The organism is Bacteroidia bacterium (assembly GCA_020852255.1).
GTDB lineage: Bacteria > Bacteroidota > Bacteroidia > JADZBD01 > JADZBD01 > JADZBD01.
This window is the reverse complement of sequence record JADZBD010000027.1, coordinates 1-20964: the sequence shown is the minus strand read 5'-3', so window position 1 is coordinate 20964 and position 20964 is coordinate 1. Positions and strand designations below refer to the sequence as shown.

The 20964-nt window shown below is 47.7% G+C and carries 21 protein-coding genes; 2 read left to right on the top strand and 19 right to left on the bottom strand.

All coding sequences use genetic code 11. From position 1 onward, the window contains the following. Positions 1 to 3: 3 nt before the first annotated feature. From IT233_14105 to IT233_14025, 17 genes are all read right to left on the bottom strand, one after another. Positions 4 to 1857, bottom strand: coding sequence for a 2-oxoacid:acceptor oxidoreductase subunit alpha (locus tag IT233_14105; protein MCC7303770.1), 1854 nt, complete (start codon positions 1855 to 1857; stop codon positions 4 to 6). Between the two features lie 637 nt (positions 1858 to 2494). Continuing rightward, a complete protein-coding gene (locus tag IT233_14100; protein ID MCC7303769.1) occupies positions 2495 to 3319 on the bottom strand; it encodes a hypothetical protein in 825 nt (274 codons plus the stop codon). Continuing rightward, complete coding sequence (locus tag IT233_14095; GenBank protein ID MCC7303768.1) at positions 3316 to 5784, bottom strand: T9SS type A sorting domain-containing protein; 2469 nt, start codon at positions 5782 to 5784, stop codon at positions 3316 to 3318. The genes IT233_14100 and IT233_14095 overlap by 4 nt, the downstream gene beginning before the upstream one ends. Before the next feature lie 23 nt (positions 5785 to 5807). Further along, positions 5808 to 6152: a hypothetical protein gene (locus IT233_14090; GenBank protein MCC7303767.1), complete on the bottom strand. Its 345-nt coding sequence runs from the start codon at positions 6150 to 6152 to the stop codon at positions 5808 to 5810. A 2-nt stretch (positions 6153 to 6154) separates the two neighbouring features. Next, the gene (locus IT233_14085; protein ID MCC7303766.1) at positions 6155 to 7168 is read right to left on the bottom strand and encodes a hypothetical protein; all 1014 of its coding nucleotides are present in this window, start codon (positions 7166 to 7168) and stop codon (positions 6155 to 6157) included. Between the two features lie 290 nt (positions 7169 to 7458). Further along, positions 7459 to 7854, bottom strand: a complete 396-nt coding sequence (locus tag IT233_14080) for a hypothetical protein (GenBank protein ID MCC7303765.1) — start codon at positions 7852 to 7854, stop codon at positions 7459 to 7461. Beyond that, positions 7851 to 9278 (bottom strand): NADH-quinone oxidoreductase subunit N, encoded by a 1428-nt coding sequence (locus IT233_14075; protein ID MCC7303764.1) that lies wholly within the window; start codon positions 9276 to 9278, stop codon positions 7851 to 7853. The genes IT233_14080 and IT233_14075 overlap by 4 nt, the downstream gene beginning before the upstream one ends. Beyond that, on the bottom strand, positions 9278 to 10777 hold the full coding sequence (locus tag IT233_14070; protein MCC7303763.1) for an NADH-quinone oxidoreductase subunit M: 1500 nt from the start codon (positions 10775 to 10777) through the stop codon (positions 9278 to 9280). Before IT233_14070 ends, IT233_14075 begins: the two co-directional genes overlap by 1 nt. Positions 10778 to 10784: 7 nt before the next feature. Then, a complete protein-coding gene (gene nuoL / locus IT233_14065) occupies positions 10785 to 12713 on the bottom strand; it encodes an NADH-quinone oxidoreductase subunit L (protein MCC7303762.1) in 1929 nt (642 codons plus the stop codon). Then, a complete protein-coding gene (nuoK, locus tag IT233_14060; GenBank protein ID MCC7303761.1) occupies positions 12713 to 13027 on the bottom strand; it encodes an NADH-quinone oxidoreductase subunit NuoK in 315 nt (104 codons plus the stop codon). The genes nuoL and nuoK overlap by 1 nt, the downstream gene beginning before the upstream one ends. Then, complete coding sequence (locus IT233_14055) at positions 13020 to 13478, bottom strand: NADH-quinone oxidoreductase subunit J (protein ID MCC7303760.1); 459 nt, start codon at positions 13476 to 13478, stop codon at positions 13020 to 13022. The genes nuoK and IT233_14055 overlap by 8 nt, the downstream gene beginning before the upstream one ends. Before the next feature lie 61 nt (positions 13479 to 13539). After that, positions 13540 to 13962: a 4Fe-4S binding protein gene (locus IT233_14050; protein MCC7303759.1), complete on the bottom strand. Its 423-nt coding sequence runs from the start codon at positions 13960 to 13962 to the stop codon at positions 13540 to 13542. 92 nt (positions 13963 to 14054) lie between these two features. Then, positions 14055 to 15131 (bottom strand): NADH-quinone oxidoreductase subunit NuoH, encoded by a 1077-nt coding sequence (gene nuoH / locus IT233_14045; GenBank protein MCC7303758.1) that lies wholly within the window; start codon positions 15129 to 15131, stop codon positions 14055 to 14057. Beyond that, the gene (locus IT233_14040; protein MCC7303757.1) at positions 15131 to 16261 is read right to left on the bottom strand and encodes an NADH-quinone oxidoreductase subunit D; all 1131 of its coding nucleotides are present in this window, start codon (positions 16259 to 16261) and stop codon (positions 15131 to 15133) included. Before IT233_14040 ends, nuoH begins: the two co-directional genes overlap by 1 nt. Further along, a complete protein-coding gene (locus tag IT233_14035) occupies positions 16258 to 16710 on the bottom strand; it encodes an NADH-quinone oxidoreductase subunit C (GenBank protein MCC7303756.1) in 453 nt (150 codons plus the stop codon). The genes IT233_14040 and IT233_14035 overlap by 4 nt, the downstream gene beginning before the upstream one ends. Further along, positions 16707 to 17240 (bottom strand): NADH-quinone oxidoreductase subunit NuoB, encoded by a 534-nt coding sequence (nuoB, locus tag IT233_14030; protein MCC7303755.1) that lies wholly within the window; start codon positions 17238 to 17240, stop codon positions 16707 to 16709. The genes IT233_14035 and nuoB overlap by 4 nt, the downstream gene beginning before the upstream one ends. Next, positions 17231 to 17581, bottom strand: coding sequence for an NADH-quinone oxidoreductase subunit A (locus IT233_14025; protein MCC7303754.1), 351 nt, complete (start codon positions 17579 to 17581; stop codon positions 17231 to 17233). Before IT233_14025 ends, nuoB begins: the two co-directional genes overlap by 10 nt. Before the next feature lie 123 nt (positions 17582 to 17704). On the opposite strand from IT233_14025, the gene IT233_14020 reads away from it, so the two are divergent. After that, a complete protein-coding gene (locus IT233_14020) occupies positions 17705 to 18055 on the top strand; it encodes a 4Fe-4S dicluster domain-containing protein (protein ID MCC7303753.1) in 351 nt (116 codons plus the stop codon). An 80-nt stretch (positions 18056 to 18135) separates the two neighbouring features. Here IT233_14020 and IT233_14015 read toward each other — a convergent pair whose 3' ends face one another. Both IT233_14015 and IT233_14010 read right to left on the bottom strand, forming a co-directional pair. Continuing rightward, positions 18136 to 19467, bottom strand: coding sequence for a GIY-YIG nuclease family protein (locus tag IT233_14015; protein ID MCC7303752.1), 1332 nt, complete (start codon positions 19465 to 19467; stop codon positions 18136 to 18138). Beyond that, positions 19467 to 20255: a LexA family transcriptional regulator gene (locus IT233_14010; GenBank protein MCC7303751.1), complete on the bottom strand. Its 789-nt coding sequence runs from the start codon at positions 20253 to 20255 to the stop codon at positions 19467 to 19469. The genes IT233_14015 and IT233_14010 overlap by 1 nt, the downstream gene beginning before the upstream one ends. 157 nt (positions 20256 to 20412) lie before the next feature. Between IT233_14010 and IT233_14005 the strand changes: the two genes are divergently transcribed. Then, positions 20413 to 20805, top strand: coding sequence for an endonuclease domain-containing protein (locus tag IT233_14005; protein MCC7303750.1), 393 nt, complete (start codon positions 20413 to 20415; stop codon positions 20803 to 20805). Positions 20806 to 20964: the final 159 nt, after the last annotated feature.

The window sequence follows — 20964 nt, the reverse complement described above, 5'->3', positions numbered from 1 at the left end:
CATTTATTTTTTTAGCGTTTCAATGATCTTGATTTTCAATTCATCGGTGGTGAAAGGCAGCCCCTGAATTTTGGTATAACTTTCTGCCGGTATCATAAACTGATCACGGATTAGCCTTACCAGCTGGCGGTTATTCATTTCGGGCACAATTACCTTTCCGAACTTAGATAACACCTGCCCGAGATTTTTCGGGAAGGGATTCATATTGCGCAGGTGTACATGTGCCACGTCGTGTCCTTCTTCAATCAGCTCCTTCACTGCGCCTTTGATAGCACCGAAGGTACTTCCCCATCCAAGCACACCGATCTTTGCATTTTCTTTCCCAAGTTCCACTTTCACAGGAGGGATGAAATCGGCGATCTTATCTACTTTGGCCTGCCGGATATGGATCATGTATTCATGATTTTTCGCGTCATAAGATACATTCCCGGTGTCTTTCGCCTTCTCCAGTCCGCCTACCCGGTGCATCAGACCCGGTGTTCCCGGTTTGATCCAGGGGCGTACCAGCCGCTCATCACGCTTGTAAGGCAATATTTTGCCATCCGGATTGTTGTTTTGCGTCAGATAGCTCACTTTAATTTCCGGCAGGTCGCCGGCCTTCGGAAACTTCCAGGGTTCTGAACCGTTGGCAATATAACCGTCGGTAAGAACAATCACCGGTGTCATGTGTTCGATAGACATTTTGCAGGCCTCAAACACCGCATTGAAGCAATCAGAGGGCGAGTTCGCCGCAATAATGGGAAGCGGGGCTTCGCCATGCCTTCCGAACATGGCGATCAGAAGGTCGGCCTGTTCTGTTTTTGTGGGAAGGCCGGTAGAAGGACCACCGCGCTGCACGTCTACCAGCACCAGCGGAATTTCAAGCATCGTGGCAAGGCCAAGCGCTTCACCTTTTAGCGCAACACCCGGACCGGAGGTAGTAGTTATACCCAGTGAACCACCAAAAGAAGCACCAATAGCTGAAGCAATGGCGGCGATCTCGTCCTCCGCCTGGTACGTTTTTACTCCCATGTGCTTGTACTTGGAAAGCTCATGAAGGATATCGGATGCCGGGGTGATAGGATAAGAACCGAGGAAAACAGGAATCCCGGATTTTTCCCTGGCAGCAATAAAACCGATAGCGGCCGCCTGGTTTCCTGTGATGTTTCTATACTCACCTTTTGGAAGAACGGCCTGAGATATTTTAAAACGAGTGGTAAAAATTTCTGCCGTCTCCCCGTAATTATATCCTGCTGTCATTGCCTTGATATTGGCTGCGGCGATATCCGGTTTCTTGCCGAATTTCTCGTTGATAAAACCAGTGGTATAATCCATGGATTTATCGAACAGCCAGTAAAGCAGTCCGAGGACGAACATATTTTTAGAACGTTCCACCTCCTTGTTACCTAAACCGGATCCTTCGAGGGCATCCCTTGTCATTTTGGTAACATCCATTTTATAGACAATGTAATTCGAAAGCGAACTATCGTCCAGCGGCTTTGCTCCATCAGGATAATCCGCCAGCCGGAGATTCTTGCCATCGAATCCGGCCGTATTTGCGATAATGATACCGCCGTGTTTAAGGTTCTTCAGATCCACTTTGAGTGCGGCCGCATTCATGGCCACGAGTACATCGTATTTATCACCGGGAGTAAAGATTTCCTTGCTTCCGAAGTGCACCTGAAAACCGGAAAGTCCGGCCACGGTGCCTGCGGGGGCACGAATCTCTGCGGGATATTCAGGAAATGTGGCCAGATCTTTTCCAAGAAAAGCCGCGGTGTCGGTGAACTGCGTTCCTGTTAACTGCATTCCGTCTCCGGAGTCGCCGGAAAAACGGATCACCACACTTTCAACATCTTTAATTTCAGCCGTTTGCATAAAGGATATAGGATTGAAAAAATGCGAATAAAAGTAAGCATTTTTCGGCTGCGCAGGATCAGGAATTCGACCATTTGGATCCGTGCTTGGTCGCTGAAAAACAGCAGTTTATGCGTCCCGATCCACTGGCACTTGCAAGACGATGAAATCAGGGAGCGATGACAAGGATGTTCGAAATTTTATTGGAGAAAAGGGAAAGGAGAATTACTCTCGAACCATCTTTCCGGTTTGTTTACCGGTTTCGGGAAGCAGCTGACCAATGGGACGCTCCGGTTCAGTTATACCGCAGGACGGATCGTATTTGTATATGGTTCCACCTGTACCTACAGCATACTCGATGGTGAGACGTGGAAAACCAAGGGAATTTAAAGTGGAGGAACTTGAATAGCTTAAGGTCCAGGTTTATCCTCCATTGCTGGTATTTAATTGCGTTAAACCTGCCAGCGCGATACCGGTGTTCGCATTTAAAAATTGTACCGCTTTAATTTCGTTACTGGTGGTGGAGGTTTGCGGTGTCCATTGGTGAAAGGCATGTGTCGAATATATCGACAACGGTAGCGGGAACCAATTGCGAAGATAAAACGAAGGATTAGCGAGAAAAAACATATTGCCCAATTTCATATTTGATTTTATTGATTCATCTAAAGTTAAATGAAAGACCTAAACGACTACTCAACCCCACAATGTGGGAGAGCTGAACATCAGGATTGGTTTTGTGATAACGCGGCCCCAGGTACCAGTGCCAATCACCAATCCAGGGAATATCGATGTTATAGTCAGCCTCAGTTACAAGATAAATGGAAAAGCACTCAGTCAAACTGCGGCAGTAACGGTATTCCAATGTTACGGAAGGGCGGACAGCATCATCTAGTCCCCCATCAACCTCCTCGCTCTGCTCAACATAACCATTTTCGTAAGTTCTTTGGGCAAAAACAGCATACCCCCGGTTGTACCTCAGGCCTGCTCCAAGAAAGTGTCTTTTACTTGATCCTATGTTAAAAATGCAACTACCTGTAACCACCCAGGAGGAAATGCCATAAACTTCCTCCAGAATAAAAGTATCATTGGCAGCTATGTAGAAGGCGAAACTGTGATTCGGAGCATAATCATAATAATCCTGGGTGGGATAGAACTCCTTGATCCGTGCAAGGAAAACGGTGGAAACTTGCCCAATCGAAAAAGCGATCGCGGCGGATTTTGAAAGCTGATATTGCACTCCGATATCCATTCGTGTTTTAGGGAATATCCGGCCTCGCTTTTCGCTGACCTTGTAGAGGTATTCATTGGTAGGCCAGTATTGAAATATCTCAGATTGGGGAGATTTTATCTTAGCATCTGAAATGGAAACTCCGGCCGAAAATGTCAAACTGGTAAAGCGTTTGAACTTTTTTGCATCTTGTGATGCAAGTGATAATGAGAAAGCAGCCACCATCAAAGAAATAAAGTAAATAGATTTATTCATTTTTTGATAAAGTAATGATGATAAGTGGTTGTTCTGAAGTCTGCGGAAAGAAAATATAGTCCCGGAACCAGAAATGAAATATCAATAGTAAAATCGTTTGCAGAACTCTCAAGCGATTTTAGTAATTGTCCATGAACTGAATAAATACGGATGCTGTAATCATGTCCTGCTTGATGAGTCGGGAAAGAAAGAAAAATGTGGTCCCCAGCAGGATTGGGAATTATTTGAATATCAGTGGCTGGGGGGTGACCGGATATGACTTCCCTTTTGGAATCTGGGATAGTGCCCGAGGAGTCGAGAACTACAAAGGTCTGAAAAATATAATGTTCCTTCCCGCCGGAATCAACATAGTGCAGGCTGGCGTTGAATATTCCGGGCATATCGTATACAACGGAAGGATAATTTGCATTGGAAATGATGCCATTCCCGAAGTTCCAGAACTTCTCATAGTGCTCGTGATTTTCATCTATTTTTCCCTTGAATTCAAGAGGTATCATGGAGGCTGTTAGCGTATCGTTGGGAAGAAACAGGGAGTCTCCGGATCCTTCTTTGAAAGTCTGGTTAATACGGTACAGTTTGAACGCCTTATCGGGCCACCAGAGCTGCGATGGATTGTAGGAGGCATTAAGCGCAACCCTGAATTTAATATGTCCGGCCAGGGTTGAAGATAGTGTCATCCAGCCAATCTGATGACCATCCACGTACGTATCGAAAAAATCAATCTTGTATTGCTTTCCTATGAGAAACCAGTTGAGATCAACTTTGGGATTTCCGGGGGTATCGTAGATAGACTGAACTGACGAAGTATAGCTCGAAGGAGCACAACTGCTGATACAGGAAGATCCTTCGCTGAGATAATGTACGGAGTGGTTGTGAAGCCAACCCATGGCTTTGTCATCGTGATTCTCTTCCAGTAAGTAATAAAAATCTACCTGTTTCGAGGATTGATAGTCCTTTGCATGATAATGACGGAAGTCATTAGATTCAAAGTCAACCCCATTGAAAAAGTTTGAGAGTGCTGTAAAATTATCATTATGCCGCACATTAATTTGCTCCCAGTCCCACCAATAGAGCGCAGTACCTGCATGATCTGAAAACGCAGTGGACCATACGCAATTATGAAAAGCCTTGTCGGTACATTGATCACATAGTGGATACCCGTTGAAAGGCATCAAGCCCGCCTCTCCAATAATAAAAGGTTTGGCATAAGCCAGCTTATCCATATTGACCACGCTTCCCGGCGGTAATTTAATACGATCGTTATAATTGAAAGTTCCGTTTTCGCCGTTGTCACCATGATCATCGCTATATGAATTAACGGACATAACATCAACATTACTGCATCCAAACGTGTCATCGTTAACTCCCGGCCCGGCTTGTGTATACCCATTGGTAACCAGGTGATTGGGATAGAACTGTTTAAGATACCAACTCATCTCACAGGCCCATGATTCAAAATTATCCTGAAAGCCTGATGAGGTATATAATTTGCCATTCCCATTATCACCCAGGTTGTCCGTTTCATTGATCAATTCCCACATCCCGATAGATGTGCTATATCCCCAGCGGGCATTAATATAAAAGATGCGCTTTTTGAAATAGCTTTTTGCAAGCACTGATGTAAAGAACTGGTCGGGGGAGGGATTTATAGATGGTCCGCCCAATAGATGATAATACGGATTCAAAGCAATTGTGTTTGGAACCGATCCTTGCCCAACAGCACCCCAGGAAGAACAATGCTGGTGGTCGCTACCGTCCCAGTTAAAATAGGTACTAAGTTCCTGGTCGTTTTGAAGACATAACATAATGAAAAGATTCTTTTCCTCACAAAGTGTCAGCGTTTTGTCCAACTCAAAGGCGTGGTCCTGCCGGTTTTGATAGTTTCCGCAGCTGGTCATACCCCATTCAATTCCGTTGGTAGAAGCATCCATCCTGATCCGGATAAAATTTCCCCCACTGTTTCCAAGGTCTGCTATATAGAATCTCTGGTCATTAAATCTCTGAGGAGTCGTGTTGCAAGATTCCCAGGGCTCTTCGCTCGCCCCCGCCACATTTCGTCCCAGAATGTAAAAAGAGCCTCCATTTTCGTATCTCAGAGTCTGGCTTCTGCTTCCCACCTGCAAATGTCCCTTCTCTGCCGATGGCGAAACAATAAAATTCGCTGCATACGGATTTCCAACGGGCGTGTTGTTAACAATGAGCTTAATGAAGGCATACCAAAACCCATCAAGGGGTGGGGCAAAGCGGACACGGAAGGGATGCGGTGTACTGGCATTGATGATCCAGGTTGTACCCGAAACACTCACGTCCTGGTAATAGAATCCGTAGCGCGTATAAACATTTCCGGTCAGCTGATGCTGAAAATCAACCTGAATCTTGATCTGGTCCGGATCGTAGGGATTAATACCCGTGTTGCCGGCAATGAAGCTGTTGATCTGATCCTGTATGTACTGAGGAAGTTCCACTCCGATCTCAAATTTATGATATTTCAGAATGGGAGTATTAATGGGATGTAATTGGCCGGACTATAGATAAGGGCATTCAGGGCTGGCTCTTCGATATGCGCTATAAAATGACCTGTACTAAAATTCCCGGCCTTAAAACCCGGAAGCAGTTTGATGTTCTTCCCTGATTTAAAATCCACGTTAGCCTGCTGGTCAAATACCGTTGGTACGGGGATAACTCCGGGGGATATTACGCATTCGGAATTATACAGCGTATGTGTGCCGGATGAGTAAGGTCCGCCCTGGGTATGTGTACATGGGAAGGGCACCTGACTCTGGGCGCAGTACACTGCCGCGCCGGCAAGCATGAGGGTGAAAATCTGTCTCATGCCTATCTGCCTTTTTGTTCCATTTCAAGAAGTCGCTTCTCCAGGGACTTTATCAGCTCCTGTTGCTGAAGAATGTACAGATTCAGCTCCTCAATGTTCTTTGTCAGCGACTTGAACATCTCCGCCACGGCTATGCCGTTTGCACTTAGCTCCTCTGAAGAAAACATCCAGGGCAGGTGTTTATGCTTTTGAAGATACATCTTTCGTTCATCGAGCGACATGAGTTTATAATCTTTCTCAAATACATAATCGGGCCATTGAGTGGGAGCGACAACTTCCACCTCGTGACTGAGAATGGTGCCGGCAACGGCTAATTTGTATTGTGTTCCATTCGGAACTATGGTGGTTCCTATACACACGACTCCGGTGGTGCCAGGGCCTGCTGCAGGACTAACAAAAACTGTAGGTCGATCACTATTAAAGCCAATCATCAATGAATTCGGTATAGTATTAATGATCCTGCTTGATGTTGAGGCACTTTGGCCTATTACCATAGAATAGGGGGCAAAGGCAACTAAATTGCCCCCCAGTGTAACGGAATAGTCACCCGTTCCATGACTTGCATAACCTACATTTACAGAATTCAGCCCAATAGAATAGCAATAATTTCCAAGTCCGACTCCTTTAAATAGACTATTTGGAGTCAACGCCGGATCAACGTAAAAATAGTTTCGGGTGCTGTGTACCGATATAGTACTATCTCCCAGGCGAATAATACTATCCCCCGGCAGCGGCGCAATCCGAAACACATTCAAACGGTCAATATTAGGATTTACCGTCACCACACCCATGGCATTTACGCCCAGCAACCGGTCCGGTGCCTGGTAATTCAGGGTAAAAGGTTTTAAACGGAGGGGGCCTTCTATGAGCACATTGCTTTTTAAGCGGGAAAGCCCGCCAACCACAAGATCGCCCGTGACTTTAATATTTCCGACTACTTCCAGCTTTTCGCCGGGATTTGTTGTACCAACACCCGTGTTTCCGGAAGAAGGAAAGGTGTTAGTCTGGGAGTACATTACCCCCCCCCCATGAGGAGTGCGGAGAGAAAAAGCGTGTTTGTGATCTTCATGAGAAAGAATTGCTTATACAAGAATATTGCAAAACAAGGAGACCTGCAAATGATCCGGCGCCTAAAATGCGCCATTTCCACTTACGTACCGGATTTATGTTCAGTTTTGGTCTGTTTCGCCTCGGGCTTCACTTTCTTTTGAACCGCAGGAAAAGTAACAAGAACAGAATATGAGAGGGATGTGCGAAATTTTATTGGAGAAAGGGGGAAAGAGAAAGTGTTTCAGAGCGTACATCGCTATTTCCAGTACCAGCCCTGCATATCCGGTGCCTGGTTAAAATAACTTATGGTACAAAGTTTTCCCTCGGGTGTTTTGAGCGAACGCTCATACACCGCCAGCATGGCATGAAATGCAAGGTCAGTAACACCCACGTTCCATAGATCCGGAGCCACCGCCACCTCGGCCACGCCCGGGATAACGGCAGGCGCTTCAGTTCCATCTGTTGGCTTGGGTGCCGGCTTAGGAGGAGGTTTTGGCGCAGGTACCTGAGCGATTACCACCACGTAACCATTCGCTTCCAGCAGGTTTTTTAAAAAATCGCGTCGAGCGGGGGGGCAGCTTTTCTCCACCACCGAACAACGTATTCCGTTCAGCTCCTCTACCACGTGTGATTCCTTGTTCAGCCTGTTCATTGAATTCCGAATGCAAGTTTACTGATCTCTTCAAAAACAAAGGGGAATACGGCCATCAGAAGAATGCCGGCCAGGCAGCAGCCCAGCACGAATTTCTCTCTCCAGTTCATCTCCACCTTCCCGATGGGGTCCGGGTTGGGATCCGCAAACATGGCTTTTACCAGCCGCAGATAATAATACAGCGATACCACCATGTTCAAACAGGCGATCACCACCACCCAGGTCATTCCCGATTGAGCGCCCGCATTCAGCAAAAAAAGTTTTCCGAAAAATCCGGCCGTAGGCGGAATACCGGCCAGTGAAAAAACGGAAATCATAAGCAACAGGCTCAGCACCGGATTCGTTTTATACAACGCAGAAAAAGAAGATACCGATTCCTTGCCGGTACGCGAACTGATCACAGAAAGCACCGTAAAGGCGCCGAGGTTACTGAAAATATAAATCAGAATAAAATAAACCACAGATGAAGACCCGGCCACGCCGGCCGATGCGGCACCGATCAGCAGATATCCCACCTGTGTGATAGAAGAAAAAGCCAGAAAGCGTTTCAGGTTATCCTGCCGGATGGCCATCGCGTTGCCAAGGGTCATGGTAGCCACCGCCACCACAGAAAGTACAGGCACCCATGCTTCAGAAATACCGCCGAATACCTTATACAGAACCGTAACAAATATAAACATTGCCGCACCTTTTGAGATCACAGACAGAAAGGAAGTAACCGCCACCGGAGCGCCTTCGTACACGTCTGCCGTCCACAGATGAAAAGGCACCGCTGATATTTTGAAAAGAAATCCTGCAATAAGGAATGCGAAAGCCGCCAGCGGAAGCACCTCGGCGGAAAAGGATAGCGACACGTCGCTGAAATAAAGAGAACCTGTAAATCCATAAACCAGGGAAACGCCGAACAGCAGAATGGCAGAAGAAAAAGCAGAAGACAATATCATTTTTACCCCTGCTTCGCTGGAACGCTGCTTTTCAAAATCAAATGCGGCCAGGGCGGCCAGCGGAATGGTGGCGAGCTCCAGCCCGAGATAAAAAACGAGGAAATGACCGGATGAAACCATGAAGAACATTCCCATCAGCACCGCGATCAGTATCATATAAAATTCCACCGCGTTGCTGTGCCGGCGAAGCCAATGATTGGCCTGAAGCATGACAAAGAAAGTTCCGAGTGCTAGAATACCCTTCTGACAGGCGATCAACGGATCGCTTACATACATGCCTCCGAATAATACAGCCGTTACCGGGACGGCGAACCCGCCGATCGCGATCAGCAGTACTCCCTTGTTCATTACCCTCCAGATTACCGGTGAGGTATTCTCTCCTTTTGCTACTTTATAGATGAGAAGAACCACGAGCAGCAGCAACAGGCCTCCCTCCATGCGGAGGGCAGATGCAAGATTATACATTTGCGTTGCGTTCATCAGGGTTGAATAACAGCGGCGGATTCAAGAATAACTTTTGTGCTCTCCCGCACCATATCGGAAAGCCACCAGGGCATCGTTCCCATTACCACGATACAGATAACCAACAGTGCAGCTGCGGCTTTCTCGTTCCAGGTAGCATCGGGAAGCGAGCGGTGTTCTTCATGGCGGACCGGACCCATCATCACCATCCCGGTGGCCCGGAGAATATAAACGGCCGTTACAACGATGGACATGCATCCAAGCAGCGTACAGATGCGGTAGAACATGCCCGGAACTTCGAATGACCCGACAAATACTGTCATTTCCGCCACAAAACCGCTGAACCCCGGCAATCCCAGTGAAGTAAGACCAGCGATAAAGAAAACCGTGCCGATAAACGGCATTACCTTCAGCAGTCCGCCCATTTCATAACTCATTCGGGTGTGTGTACGTTCGTAAACCATTCCAATTACACCGAAGAAAAGTGCCGTCATCACCCCGTGTGAGATCATTTGCAATACCGCACCGGTGGAAGAGGTAACGGTCATCATGCCCAGTCCCAGTAAAACAAACCCGCAATGCGACACCGAAGAATAGGCATTCATGAGTTTAATATCCTTCTGGTATAAAGTCACGAACGCGCCATAGAGTATACCGATCACGGCAAGCACGATGATCCAATCGGCATACGCCCTCGCTGCTTCCGGAAACATCCACATCGCCACGCGCAGGCAACCATAACCGCCCAGCTTCATAGAAATACCGGCAAGAAACATGGAGGCAGCAGTTGGCGCGGAGCTGTGGCCATCCGGTGCCCAGGAATGAAATGGGAACATGGCGCTCAGCACGGCAAAGCCGGTAAAGATCATTGGAAAAAGGATCATCTGCATATCCTCTGAAACGCCCAGACCTGCAATCTGCAGCAAGTTGAACGTACCCCCTGCCACGAGGCTCTGCGTATGATGATTCAGCAGCAGCAGACCGGCTAACACCAGGGAAGAACCGGCCATAAGCATCAATGCCAGCTTCATAGAGGCATACTCCTTTTTACCGCTTCCCCATATTGCGATCAGAAGGTATTTTGGTATCACTGCCAGCTCGAAAAAGAAGAACATGGTAAAAAGATCAATAGAAATGAAGAAACCATAGGCGCCGGTACCGAGGAAAATCAGCAGCGCGAAGAATTCCTTTTTCATAGAGGGTATGTTCCAGGAAACAAGTACCCCGGCCAGCATAACAAAGGAGGTCAGGAGAATCATTGCCACCGCAATACCGTCTACTCCGGTATGGTAATGAATATTCCAGTTACTGAACCAAACGAGATCTGTTTCGAAAAGCACTGCGGCATTATTTCCTGCGTCTCTCTCGGCCAGGTAGAGGAACAATAAGGCAACGGAGAGTGCCAGCTGTACCACTGATCCACTGAGGGCCATCAACCGCGCGGCTGTTCCTCCCCGTGCCACTAAAATGGCCAGGAAAGTAACCAGAGGAATCATGACTAACAGCGACAAATTCATTTTACATCTATATAAGAATGAGCATACATAATAAAACAATCGTTCCGGCGAAAAACCAGAGAACATATCCGTGAATTTTCCCTGACTGCATTTCCTTCACCTGATCGGAAAACACCATGGTGAGGTCAGCGGTAAGGTTAATCAGTCCGTTTACAATATTCCGGTCGATCCAGTTTGCCGGACGCGAGATCAGAGTGAAGACAATCCTCTTTGTAAAGATCAGGTATAATTCATCCACATAAAACTTACGATACGCTGAAGTATAAAAATCTCCGAGCAAAGCGGAAACGCGGTCGGCAGTTTCCCTTTTCCTTAAATAGAAAAAGGCTGAGAGCAGGATACCCGACAATCCCACACCCACCGCTGCAATTGCACCGCTCATATGGAATTCAGACATCAGGTGTTTGCCGTTGGTAGTAACCAGTGAATGGAAGGGAATGAATCCGGCGGCTATTGTAGCCAATGCCAGGAGGATGAGCGGGAGTTTCATACTCCAGGGTGCTTCTCCGTGATGATTACCTGCTGCCGTGTGTGGCAACCGGGGCTTATTCCAGAAAATATTAAAATACAAGCGGAACATATAGAATGCGGTAAGGCCAGCCGTAAAGAGCGCGATGTAATAGATGGCCGGGTTAGATGCATGCGCCGCCGTGAGGATTTCTTCTTTGGAGAAAAAGCCGCTGAGCGGAGGTATGCCTGCAATAGCCAGACAAGCGATCAGGAACACCAGGTGGGTAAGCGGCATTTCCCGGCGGAGCCCGCCCATATCTTTCATTTCATTGCTATGCACATAGTGAATCACCGCGCCTGCGCCGAGGAAGAGCAAGGCTTTGAACATAGCATGGGTGAAAAGATGGAACATAGAAGCCGTGAAACCAAGTCCTTCGGAAGCGTATCCTGAGACACCCAGTGCAAACATCATATACCCAATCTGCGACATCGTAGAGTAAGCTAAAACCCTTTTGATATCCGTTTGTGTGCAGGCAATAACCGCGGCTATCACTGCGCTGATCGCGCCTGTCCAGGCTACAATGTCCAGTGCAACCGGCACCATGGAATACACTGGAAACAGGCGTGCCACCAGGTAAACGCCGGCAACAACCATGGTGGCTGCATGGATGAGTGCCGAAACCGGGGTTGGACCTTCCATGGCATCCGGCAACCAGATATGCAACGGGAACATGGCAGATTTTCCGGCACCCCCGATAAAAATCAGCACCAGTGCCCAGGTGAGCATAGATGCACCGATAAAACCTGCGCCGGTAGCGGAAGCCAGGCAGGGTGAATTCATATCGGTCATCCGGCTGATGATCTCTCCAAAATCAAGTGAGCCGCTGTACCATGAAAGAATCAGAATACCAGCCAGGAAGCCCAGATCGGCGAACCGTGTAACGATGAACGCTTTCTTTGAAGCCGCAACGGCGGAAGGCTTATCGTAATAATACCCAATGAGCAGGAAAGAAGACAGCCCGACCAGTTCCCAGAAAATGTACATCTGGAAAAGATTGGAAGACACAACCAGTCCGAGCATGGAGAACGAAAACAGCGAGAGAAAAGAATAATAAACTGTGAAACGCTCTTCTCCTTTCATATAACCCAGGCTGTACACATGCACCATCAGGGAGATGGTGGTAACTACCACCAGCATCATGGCTGAGATCGGATCAAGGATAATTCCAAGATCAATACGCAGGGATTCATTGAAGGTGAGCCATGGTATTTCAAGAACTTTCAGCGACGGATAGGCGTCGGCTGTCTGGAAATGTGTAAAATAGTGTGACGCCGCCAGCCAGGCATGTGCTGCCGCTACCAGCATGCTTACGGTGCCCAGCGCACCTGAAACGGAGGCAGGTATCCTCTTACCGCCGAGTGCCGTAATGAGGAAAGTTGCCATCGGCAACACCAGTATCCAGAGGATGTACGAAAAGTCTCCCATCAGAATTTCAGCGAATCCACATCGTTCGCGTCAATGGTTTTAAATTTCCTGTAAATATTTATGATGATTGCGATGGCCACAGAGGCCTCGGCCGCCGCGATCGTGATAATAAAAAGAGTAAAAAAAACTCCTTCCAGCTGTGCCGGGAAGAGGTATTTGTTAAAGACCAGCATATTTATATTCACCGCATTCAGCATGAGCTCAACTGACATGAGCATGGTAATCATATTCCGGCGTGTGAAAAAACCGTAAACGCCCGTAAAGAAGAGCACGAAGCTTACAAAGAGGATATGTTCAAACGGTATCTCAGGCATCTTTCTTGGTTCTGAATGCAATGGCAATAGCGCCGATCATAGCCGCCAGCAGGAGGATGCTCACAACTTCAAAGGGTAAGACATACCCGAAGCGGTCAAAACTCAGCATTTGTTTTCCCAGGGTGTTCATCTCCAGGCTGCCGCTGAGTTCCCCCGTTTCACTGCCGGAAAATCCCAGCCGCGCTATGGTAAACAGGAGCACAAACCCGAAGAACGCCAGTGAAGAGGCGAACACCACTCTTCCGAGTGAAGGCACAGGCAGATCCACACCGGCCTGTTGTGTAAGAAACAGCGAGAACAGGATCAGCACAATAATTCCTCCCACATACACAACGATCTGAACAGCCGCAATGAATTCATACTGCATGGCGAAATAAAGTGCCGCCACATTGATGAGCGTAAACAGGAGGTAGATTGCGGATCGGAAAAGCCGGCGCGTGGTGACTGTCATGATCCCAAAAACCATGATCAAAAGGCAGATAAGATAAAATATAACCTTTCCTATTTCCATTTTACTTCTCCTCTACTCCCTTTTCAATCTTTGATCCCGGCTTATTCAGAATTTTGGTCAGCGATTTACGATCGGTGGTGCTGTGTTCAAATGCTTTTGACATTACAATCGTGTCTGTCGGGCATGCGATAATACACAAATTACAAAAGGTACACATGCCCAGGTGATATACAAACTTATCAATCGCCTTTTTCTTTTTGCCATCCTCTCCCGTCTCGAATTTTGAAATGATCCTGATTGTGCCGTTCGGACAGGCGATTTCGCATGCCGAGCAACCCGTGCAGCGGTGTTCATTGTTTTCGTTGTGCAGCATGACCACTTCCCCGCGGAACCGGTCACCGATATACATGGTCTCCCTGTTTTCCGGATATTGCTGTGTGAGGATCTCTTTGTGGTGTGTGAAATAATACCCCGTAATGCGCATTCCCTTAAGGAGCGACTTCAGTCCCCTGAAAATATTTCCAAAATATGATCCTAAATAACTCACGTTTTTATGTCAGGGAATTTGTCATACGCTCAAAAATGCAGTCCGAGTATTACCACCAATGCAACAATAATCAGGTTAACCAGTGAAATGGGCATCAGGTATTTCCATTCCAGGGTCAGGAGCTGATCGATGCGGAGCCGGGGGAAAGTCCAGCGGAACCACATGATCACAAAAATGATAAAGAATGTTTTCATAAAGAACCAGACCACGGGCGGGATATAATCCATGATCTGATTAAACCCGTGCAGGTCCCAGAGATGCAGTGGCATCCAGCCGCCGAGGAAAAGAGTGGCACCGATTCCGGCGAGGACAAACATATTCAGGTATTCAGACAACAGGAACATGGCAAAACGCATTCCGGGATATTCTGTGTGGAATCCTCCGGTAAGTTCGGACTCCGCCTCGGCCAGATCAAAGGGCGCACGGTTTAGTTCAGCGGTACCGGCAATAATAAAAATAACGAATGCGATCCACACCGGCAGATGCCCCTTAAATATCCACCATGCATCGGCCTGCGAGGCCACGATTCCTGAGAAACTCATCGTGCCCGAAAACGCCACAATGGTAACCAGGGAAATGCCGGCGGATAATTCATAGCTGACGATCTGCGCTCCCGAACGCATGGCACCCATCAGGGAGTATTTATTATTGCTCGACCAGCCGGCGATCAGTATACCGATAACGGAGAGGGAGGTGACGGAGGAGACAAAAAACACGCCGATATTAATGTCAAATATCTGCAAGGCGGGGTCAAAAGGAATTGGTGCGAACGAGAGCATGGTAGCCACCACCATAATAAACGGTGCCAGGTTAAAAAGAAATTTATCCGACATTCCCGGCGCGAAGGATTCTTTAAACAACAGTTTCAGCGTATCCGCAATAATTTGCAGTGATCCCCTGAACCCCACTCTGTTTGGTCCCAGCCGCATTTGCATAAAGGCTGCCACTTTCCGCTCCATATATCCCAGGGTAAAACTCATCAGTATGCCGCCTCCCAGTAAAACAACGCCTGCTATGGCCAGCTCCGTTATCTGTGCGCCAAGCGGACCCATTGCATCGCTGAGATGCCGGTCAATAGCACTTGTTATGCCTCCGAAGGTCCACATTACCGGTCAATATCAGGTATTACGAGGTCCAGCGTAGCCATGGTTGCCACCAGGTCGCCCATTTTTCCTCCCACGGACATCTGCTTCAGTGCAGAAAGATTGCTGAAGTTCGGAGAACGGAATTTCACTCGGTAGGGATGCATCGTGCCGTCGGAGACCAGGTAAACTCCCAGCTCGCCCCGTGCGGTTTCCACCCTTACAAACCATTCTCCTTTAGGCGGCTTGAGCACATTTTTTGTTTTCGCCTGAAAATCCCCTTCCGGAATAGTATCTATCAACTGCTCCACAATGCGGATCGATTGCTCCATTTCACGCATACGCACCTTGTACCGTGCATAACAGTCGCCTCCGGTTTCAATGATCTCTTCAAACTGAACTTTTTCATACCCATCGTAAGGATACCTCTTCCGGATATCACATCGTACTCCGCTGCCCCGTGCCACCGGACCGGTACAACCGTAAGAAACGGCATCTTCAGGAGAAAGGTAACCCACGCCTTTTGTACGTTCCTCAAAGATGATATTCCCGGTCAGTAACTCATCGTATTCTTTCAGGTTTTTGCGGAGCTTCGGCAAGAGATCTTTCACGCGCCGCTGAAAGTTGGGATGTATATCAATCATAACACCTCCGGGCACCATATAATTCATGGTGAGCCGTGCCCCGCAGGTTTCTTCAAAAATATCGAGGATGGCTTCCCGGTCACGAAAACTGAAAAAGAAAGGTGTTACGGCACCAATATCAAGCCCGGTAGCGCCCCACCATAGTTCATGAGAAGCCAGGCGCGTTAGCTCAGCCATAAGGATGCGGATCACGCGTGCACGTTCCGGCACTTCTACCTGAATGGCTTTCTCCACGGCCAGGGCACAGGCCTGATTATTTATGTGGGAGGACAGATAATCCATCCGGCTGGTGAGGTAGGAGAACTGACGGTAACTACCCGCCTCACTCATTTTCTCAATGGACCGGTGAATATAACCAAGATGGGGCTGCACATCTCTAACAGTCTCACCCTCCAGTTTAATCTTCAGATGGAGCACCCCGTGTGTACTGGGATGCTGGGGTCCTACATTGACCACGAAGTCTTCTTCGCTCTCTACAAATTTCGTTGGCTGATCATCGAACAGGTTCATAGCTGAACGATTGTTTTATCATCCGAATAATCCTTTCTCAGCGGGAATCCCCAGGTATCATCAAGAAAAAGTCGCCGAAGGTCGGGATGATCCTTAAACCGTATCCCAAAAAGATCAAATACTTCCCGTTCATGAAACTCTGCCGTCCGCCAGATATCGCACACAGTAGGCGCCTCAGGATTTTCCCTGTTCACTTTAAGTTTGACCACAAGACCATGGCCGTTTTTCATGGATTCAAGATGATAAACAACCTGGAAGTGCGTTTTCCAGTCAAGTCCGCTCAGGCAAAACATATAATCGAAATCCGAAGCGGCATCATAGCGCAGTCGTTCCATCAATTTTCTGAATTCATTCGTCCCGCAAAGCACCGTGAGGTATTGTCCTCCCTCTTCGAAAGAAATCTCCGCGCTCAGCGCGCTCACGTATGTCCTGAGATCGTCGTTATTCATGGCATGCGGAACTCTTCGGGATTTTTTTTCTTCACCACCGAATTGGTTTTAATCTTATTCTGCAATTCTATCAATGCGTGAAGTAAGGCTTCAGGTCGGGGCGGGCATCCGGGAATGTATATGTCTACCGGTACTACGTGGTCCACCCCGCGCACTACAGAATAGGAGTTATAAAAAAACGGACCGCCGCTGATGGTACAAGCACCCATGGCGATAACATACTTTGGATCCGGCATCTGATCATAAAGTCGTTTAAGTACCGGTGCCATTTTGTAAACAATGGTTCCGGCACAGATAATCAGATCTGCCTGACGGGGAGTAGCCCTTGCCACTTCAAAACCGAAACGCGACCAGTCGTGCCTGGCACTGGCGGCCGACATCATTTCAATCGCGCAGCAGGAGGTACCGAAAACGAGAGGCCAGAGAGAGTTAGCGCGTGACCAGTTCACTACTTTATCAACAGAGGAGATCACCAGACTGCCGCCTGGCCACTGTTTAACCTGTCCGGGGAAGTTATCGGTTACACCCATCTCAAGGCTCCTTTTCTCCAGGCATAGAGCAGGCCCAGAAACAGAATAAACACAAAGAAGAGTATTTCGATAAAAGCAATCATTCCTACCTCCCGGAGCACTGAGGCCCATGGAAAGAGGAAAACAATTTCCACATCAAAGACCAGGAATATCAGCGCAAAGAGGTAGTATCCCACATTATATTGTATCCATGTTGCCCCTTCCGTAGGCACCCCGCATTCGTAGGGGTCCAGTTTCTGAAGGTTGGAGGAAGAAGGCGCAAGCCATTTGGAGATAAGAATACCCCCGCCGGTGAATGCGATACCACAAATAATGAGGAGTATGAGGGAGGCTGGTCCCATAGGCCGTTCCGGGGTTAAACTTAGCTAAAAATCAGGCACTTCAGTACAGTAAAATCTGTATTAATTATTAACCACTTTTAGGTATTCTTATTACTTTTGTGCACACCTAAAAATCACCCTTTTATGGCTATCAAGATAACTGAAGACTGTATCAATTGCGGGGCCTGTGAGCCGGAATGTCCTAATAATGCCATTTATTCAGGCGGGGCCGAATGGAGGCTCTCGGACAAGACCTCGGTGAAAGGCACTTTTACGACCAAGAGCGGGCTGACGCTGGATGCAGACACAGCGCAGGAAGCGATGTCCAACGACTTCTATTATATCGTGCCGGATAAGTGTACGGAATGTGTCGGTTTCCACGACGAGCCCCAGTGTGCATCAGTATGCCCGGTGGATTGTTGTGTTCCCAATGAAGAAATAGTGGAAAGCAAGGATGAACTGCTGGCCAAGAAAGCAAGTTTGCACGGGGCATAACCTTTCCGCTTAGCTCAGAGTGACCAAGGAGCAGAGGAAAGCAGGAAATATCATTTAGCTCTGTGAAAGCGGAGCTTTTTTTATTCTATCCAATTCCGCAATATTTTTCTTATGTCTGCATTATCCGGATAAGGCCTGATGTATGCGGAAGCTTCTTCCAGGGTTGAGATGGGAGTGTCACGATCGACGTATCCAAAACCTTTGTAAACCCCTTTTTCCACCACAACAATTGCCTTTTCTTCGGGTCGCCGGCCTTTGTCAATCAGTATCCGGTCGCCCAGCTCTTCCAGCAGATGATCCAGGGCGTGAGCTACCCTTTGGTTGTATTCTGCGATTTCTTCTTTTCCGGCACATACTCCTTTGCACTTTTTTATCTGGAAGTCGAAACACGGACCGGGTGTTTTTTGTAATCCGCAGCACTTGGGACAGAGATTGTTTGCCCGTACCATTTCCATGACGTAGGATCTGCCGGATTCAAACGATTTAAATGCAGCTACAGGTTTCAGGGTATTTTGCTTTCTCCCCAAATGGAGCCGCTGAATTCCTGCTTTATCCTCATAATGGAACAAGCCAAAAGATCCGCCGGTTCTTTTCTGAGCCTGGTTGTAGATGGGAAATAATTTTTTGATCTCATCGGACTCCAGGAGCAGAGCAATGAGCTCACCTCCGGTAATGGTCCAGGTGATGTCGTGGATCTGATCCAGGAACGACAAGCGTTTTTTCTTATCGGTGAAATGGGAAAGCACACGCTTCCGGATGTCAATGGCTTTCCCTACGTAAATAACTTTCCCTTTGGCATCATGGAAATAATACACGCCGGTATCTTCGGGGATCTTTTCAAATACTTCGGTAGGGAGGTTGGGCGGCAGGGTGGCTTCACGTGAATGACGCTTTACTGCTTTAGCAATAAATCCTTCGGCATCATTTTCCAGTAACCGTTCAAAAAGTTTCACGGTAGCTTCGGCATCTCCTTTTGCGCGGTGTCGGCCATGAATCTCAATGCCCAACGCATTACATAAGTTGCCCAATGAATAGGAAGCATGTCCGGGAAATATTTTCCGGCTCATGCGTACGGTACAGAGTTTCGGGCGGGAAAAATCAGCGCCCAGGCTTTTGAATTCTTCACGTACAAAGCCATAATCGAATCCCACATTGTGTGCTACAAAAATGGAATCGCGGGTAAAGAGCATGATCTCCTTGGCTACTTCATAAAAGCGGGGAGCATCCTCGAGCATTTCATCGGTGATGCCGGTGAGTTTGGTGATGTATGGCGGGAGGTGTTGTTCGGGGTTGATCAGGGAATGGAATTCATCAATGATCTTTTCCCCGTCGTGTTTAAATATGGCGATCTCGGTAATGCGGTTTCGCAGCGCATATCCGCCGGTGGTTTCGATGTCGATGATGGAATACACTACTTCTTGATCCTTCCGATTTCCACTTTCAGACTCTTCAACATTCCCATGATGCTATCGGCATTAAGTTCATTCTCCTTGTATTCTGCAGTATTGATAGCACAGGTGAACTCCCATGCTTCAAGAATCTCCTCAGCTTTTACTTTATAAGGCTGATAGATCTTATTGTCGGAATGCAAATGAAGAGAACGATCTTTTTTCAAGGTATTGAACACGCGCTTGTACACCAATCCGTCGTGCCGTGTGAGCAAAATATAGGTTCTGCCGTCCTTCAGGTGCTCAATTCGTTCCACATATTTTCCCACCACCCAGCTGCCGTCCTTCAGCGGAGGCATGGAATCGCCTTTGATGGGAAAAGCGCGGTGCTTGCCCACGATCTGGAAGGGGAGCGACATGCGGGGCAGCTCGCTGATATATTCCGGATCAGAGAATCCGTTCAGGTATCCGGCAGAGGCTTTCATTGGGATTACTTCCACAAGGTCATTATCATCATGGTCTACCATGATGGGAAAAAGCAGGCGGTTGCTCTCCAGGCGTATTAATTTAGAAGGAGGAGTTTTGTCCAGATCGCATTTTAGCAGGGCATCAATAGCCACTTTAAAAAATTTGGACAGGCGTATGAGCATGCTGCCATCGGGCTCGGTTCTTCCGCTCTCATAGGAGTGCAAACCCGAGACGGAGATACCGAGATCGTCGGCAAGGACTTCCATGCTTTTATTATGTACTTCGCGAAGGCGGCGGATGTTTCTGCCGAGGCGGAATTTGACAGTCTTTTTTTCGGGTTTCATAGTTTTCACATTTTGTAAAAACAAATATACACATTATGGGCATATCTTTGCAAGCAGGAAGTGGAAATAGTTCACACAAGCCCTTTCACACTCTCCCCCCCTGCCCCTCTCTACAGGGTAGAGAGGGGAGGAAATTGTATTGCGAAATGATATTGGTATGAAAGCTGAAATGACGATACGTGCACGTGAATTACGGAAGAACCAAACTCCTGCAGAGATTCTTCTATGGAGTTATCTGCGAGCTAAGCGTTTTCACGGATTGAAGTTTCTTAGGCAACATCCTATCTATTTCAATGAGTTCCGTAATGGGTTCTACTATATAGCTGATTTCTACTGTGCGTCCTTAATGCTCGTGATAGAATTGGATGGGGCCATACATCAATTCACAAAAGAATATGATTCCATCAGGGATCAAAAACTACTGGAAGGAAAAGGACTTTTTGTTTTACGCTTAAGGAATGAAGAAATCTTCCATTTTAATGCGGCAGAACAAAAAATAAAGAATTTTATCACTCAAAACTGTCATCCAAAGTATCCATTAAATTTTTAAGAAACCCCTTCCCCCTCTCTACCCGGTAGAGAGGGGGTGCCCGAAGGGCGGGGGTGAGTGTGGGAAGGTTGGTGCGCGAAACGCTACCCGGGGTGCCCGAAGGGCGGGGGTGAGTGTGGGAAGGTTGTTGCGCGAAACGCTACCCGGGGTGCCCGAAGG